Annotated in this window: 4 protein-coding genes; all 4 read left to right on the top strand. The window is 70.7% G+C overall.

Translation table 11 applies throughout. The features are described from left to right. Window positions 1–12: 12 nt before the first annotated feature. The 4 genes from AQJ58_RS39865 to AQJ58_RS39850 all read left to right on the top strand — a co-directional run bounded on the left by AQJ58_RS39865 (window position 13) and on the right by AQJ58_RS39850 (window position 3,868). On the top strand, window positions 13–657 hold the full coding sequence (locus AQJ58_RS39865) for an HAD family hydrolase (protein ID WP_067259503.1): 645 nt from the start codon (window positions 13–15) through the stop codon (window positions 655–657). A gap of 69 nt (window positions 658–726) precedes the next feature. Continuing rightward, on the top strand, window positions 727–1,443 hold the full coding sequence (locus tag AQJ58_RS39860) for a VC0807 family protein (RefSeq protein ID WP_067259501.1): 717 nt from the start codon (window positions 727–729) through the stop codon (window positions 1,441–1,443). 66 nt (window positions 1,444–1,509) lie between these two features. Continuing rightward, entirely contained in the window at window positions 1,510–2,745 is a 1,236-nt protein-coding gene (locus AQJ58_RS39855; protein ID WP_067259499.1) for an MFS transporter, read from the top strand. Next, on the top strand, window positions 2,696–3,868 hold the full coding sequence (locus AQJ58_RS39850; protein ID WP_067259508.1) for an acetoin utilization protein AcuC: 1,173 nt from the start codon (window positions 2,696–2,698) through the stop codon (window positions 3,866–3,868). Before AQJ58_RS39855 ends, AQJ58_RS39850 begins: the two co-directional genes overlap by 50 nt. Window positions 3,869–4,038: the final 170 nt, after the last annotated feature.

Raw genomic sequence — 4,038 nt, 5'->3', positions numbered from 1 at the left:
AGGGTTCATTACATGCGCTACGACCTGGTGATCTTCGACAACGATGGCGTCCTGGTGGACAGTGAACCCATCGCCAACCGGCTGCTGGCCGCCTACCTCACCGAGCTCGGGCATGCCACCAGTTACGAGGACTCGATCCGGGACTACATGGGGTCGGCGATGCACCGGGTCCACGACCTGGTCGAGGCGCGGACGGGGGAGCGGCTCCCGGCCGACTTCGACGACGTCTTCCACCGGAGGGTGTTCGCGGCGTTCGAGCGGGAGTTGGTGGCCGTCGCCGGGGTCGGCGACGTCCTGGAGAAGCTGACGGCCGACGAGGTGCCGTACTGTGTGGCGTCCTCCGGTAGTCATGAGCGGATTCGGGTGGGGCACCGGACGACCGGGCTGGACCGGTGGTTCGACGAGGGGCGGATCTTCAGCGCGCAGGACGTGGGGAAGGGCAAGCCGGCGCCTGATCTGTTCCTGCACGCCGCCGAGCGGATGGGCGTCGCTCCCGGGCGGTGCGTGGTCGTGGAGGACTCTCCCCTCGGGGTCCAGGCGGCGGTGGCGGCCGGGATGGACGTGCTCGCGTTCACCGCGATGACGCCGGCCGCGAAGCTCGCCGGTGCGACGCACCTCTTCTCCGCCATGGGAGAGTTGACGGGGCTGCTGGCCTGACATTTGTCATGCCGAGTTGCTTACGTTCGTTTCTACTGGCGGACCCCCGCCTGCCGCGAAGCTGAGGGCATGACGACGAACACGGGTGCCCAGGGTCAGAAGAAGACGAACGCCTTCACGCCGCTCCTCATGGACGTGGCGGTGCCGATCGGGTCGTACTACCTCCTCAAGGACGCGTTCGGGATGAGCACGTTCGCGGCGCTCGCCTGGAGCAGCCTCGGGCCCGCGGTCCGGACGGTGTGGAGCGTGGTCACGGAGCGCAGGGTCAACGGGCTCGCCGGGCTGATCCTGCTGGTGAACGTCGTCGGGCTGCTGCTCAGCTCCGTCGTCGGCGACCCGCGGCTGATGCTCGCCAAGGACGGGGCGATCAGCAGCACGGTCGGCATCGGGATCCTCGTGTCCGTGGGGCTGGGGAGGCCGATGATGACCGCCGGGCTCAAGCCGTTCCTGGTGAAGGGCAAGGCCGAGCGGGAGGCCGCCTGGGAGCGGCTGCTGTCGGGCGGGTCGGAGCGCTCCTCGGCCTTCCTGCGGGCCGAGCGGGTCTACTCGGTGATCTGGGGCGTCGTGCTGCTGGCGGAGTGTGTGGTGCGGGTCGTGGGGGCTTACACGGTGCCCGTGGACACGATGGTGTGGCTGGGGTCCGTGGTGATGACCGTGGCCATCGGGGCCGGGGTCGTGCTCAGTGGCGGGCTGGCCGCCGGGCCGATGGCGGAGATGATCGCCGCGGAGGTCGGTGAGCGTGAGGTCGAGGGGCGGGGAGTGCCGGCTCTGGTCGCCGCGAAGTAAAGCTGAGGGAAATTCATCTTTGGCTGGATCTACCCACAAGTACGCCGGGGCCCTACGCTCGCCGCCATGACAGAAGTGCTGCGGCGCGGTAGGGCCTCTTTGGCGTTCAGCTTCTTTGCGCAGGGGGCCGCGTTCGCTCTGCTCGTGACCCGGATTCCGGCGATCCAGGACCGGTACGGCGTCTCGGACGGGCAGCTGCCGGTCTTCCTCGCCGCGGTGCCCGTGCTGGCCGGGGTCGGGAGCGTGACGACCGAGCAACTCGTGAAGCGGATACCCGCCAGCCGGCTGCTGCGCTGGTCCCAGCCGGTCGTGCTGCTGGCGCTGGTCGGAGTGGGCTCCGGGGACGCGCTGGCCCTCCTGGCGCTCTCGCTCGGCGTCTTCGGGCTCGCCGTCGGGGCGCTCGACGCCTCCATGAACATGCTCGGGGTGAGTCTCCAGCGGTCGTACGGGCGCAGCATCATGCTGAGCTTCCATGCGGCGTACAGCCTCGGCGGGATCGTGGGGGCCTCGCTGGCGTGGGTGGGCGCGCACTGGCACCTGGCGCTGTGGCTGTCGTATCTGCCGGTGGCGACGGTGCTGCTGCCGGCGGTGCTGGTGGCCAGTCGGTGGTACGTCGACGGGGGTCCCGCGGATGCCGGGAGCGGGGCCGGGGGCGTCGAGGACGAGAGGGGGCGGGACGGCGCGGGCGTCGTCTTCAAGCTGTTGCTGCCGCTGTGCCTGGTGATGTCCTTCGCCTACATCGGGGACTCGACCGTCTCCAACTGGAGTGCGAAGTACCTCCAGGACGTGCTGGGGAGCTCGGAGCAGCTCGCGACCGTGCCGTTCAACGTCTACATGGTGACCACGCTGGTCGGGCGGGCCATCGGGGACTTCGGGGTACGGCGCTTCGGGGCGGCGGCCGTGGTGCGGGTGGGCGCGCTGGTGGCGGCGGCCGGCTTCGCGGTGGTGGCGGTGGCGCCGGGGGCCTGGGTGGGGATGGGCGGGTTCACGATGGTGGGTCTGGGGCTGTGTGTGCTGGTGCCGCAGACCTTCGCCGCGGCGGGGCGGTTGTTCCCCGGGGCGTCGGACGCGGCCATCGCCCGGCTGAACGTCTTCAACTACGTCGGGTTCCTGGTGGGGTCGCCGTTGGTGGGGGCGCTGGGGGACGCGTGGAGCTATCGGGGGGCGATGGTGGTGCCGATGGTGTTGGTGCTGGTGACGTTGGTGTACGCCAGGTCGTTCGTCGCTCAACCGGACCGATACGGTGGCGGGCATGAGCGGCCGCGCACAGCTGATGTGGGACGAGGCAGTAACGGGCTATGACTTCGGCCCTGACCATCCGATGGATCCGGTACGGCTGGAACTGACCCGGAAGCTGGTCGGCGCCCTCGGGCTCGACCGGGAGCTGGCGGTCGTGGGCGCCAAGCCGGCCGGTGACTCGACGCTGCGGCTGGTGCACCGGGAGGACTACGTCGAGGCCGTGAAGGCGGCTTCGGCGGATCCCGCGGCGGCGGACCAGGGGTACGGGCTGGGGACGACGGACGATCCGGCGTTCCCGGGGATGCATGAGGTGTCGTCGGTCATCGCCGGGTTGTCGGTGGGGGCGGCGGAAGCGGTGTGGCGGGGGGACGCGCTGCACGCGGTGAACTTCGCGGGTGGGCTGCACCATGCGATGCCCGGTGGGGCGTCGGGGTTCTGCATCTACAACGACGCGTCGTTGGCCATTGCCCGGTTGCTGGAGCTGGGGGCCGAGCGGGTCGCGTACGTCGATGTGGACGTGCATCACGGGGACGGGGTGCAGGCGGCGTTCTGGGAGGATCCGCGGGTGCTGACGATCTCGTTGCACGAGCATCCGCGGACGTTGTTTCCGCAGACCGGGTGGCCGGAGGAGACGGGGGCGGGAGCCGGGGAGGGGTCGGCGGTGAATGTGGCGTTGCCGGCGGGGACGGGGGACGCGGGGTGGTTGCGGGCGTTCCATGCGGTGGTGCCGGAGCTGATCGCTGATTTCCGGCCGGACGTGCTGGTCACGCAGCATGGGGCCGATACGCATTTCGAGGACCCGCTGGCGCATCTGGCGGTGTCGCTGGACGCGCAGCGGGCCGTGCAGGTGGCGTGTCACGAGTTGGCTCATGAGTACGCCGGGGGGAAGTGGGTCGCGTTGGGTGGGGGTGGTTACGCGGTGGTGGAGGTGGTGCCGCGGTCGTGGGCGCATCTGGTGGGGATCGCGGCGGGGAGGGAGGTGGCGCCGGAGACGGTGATTCCGGAGAGCTGGCGGGCGGAGGTGTTTGCTCGGACCCGGCAGTTGGCGCCGATGCGGATGAGTGATGGGCGGTGGCCGGTGTCGTGGCGGGAGTGGGAGGCGGGGTACGACCCTGCGGATCGGTTGGATCAGGCGGTGTTGGCTACGCGGCGGGCGGTTTTTCCGTTGCGGGGGTTGTTGGCGTAGGGGGTTTTCGCGGGGGCCTGCCCACCCGCCCGCCCGACTCGGTGGGGTGAGAGGCGCCCGTCCCCGGGGCTCCGCCCCGGCCCCCGCCAAGCCTGCCCACCCACCCGCCCGGCTCGGTGGTGAGATGGGTGCTCGTCCTCGGGGCTCGGCCCCCGGCCCCGGCGGGGACT

Source organism: Streptomyces sp. DSM 15324 (genome assembly GCF_001514285.1).
GTDB lineage: Bacteria > Actinomycetota > Actinomycetes > Streptomycetales > Streptomycetaceae > Streptomyces.
The sequence above is the reverse complement of the archived record's forward strand: the minus strand, read 5'-3'. Positions and strand labels throughout refer to the sequence as shown.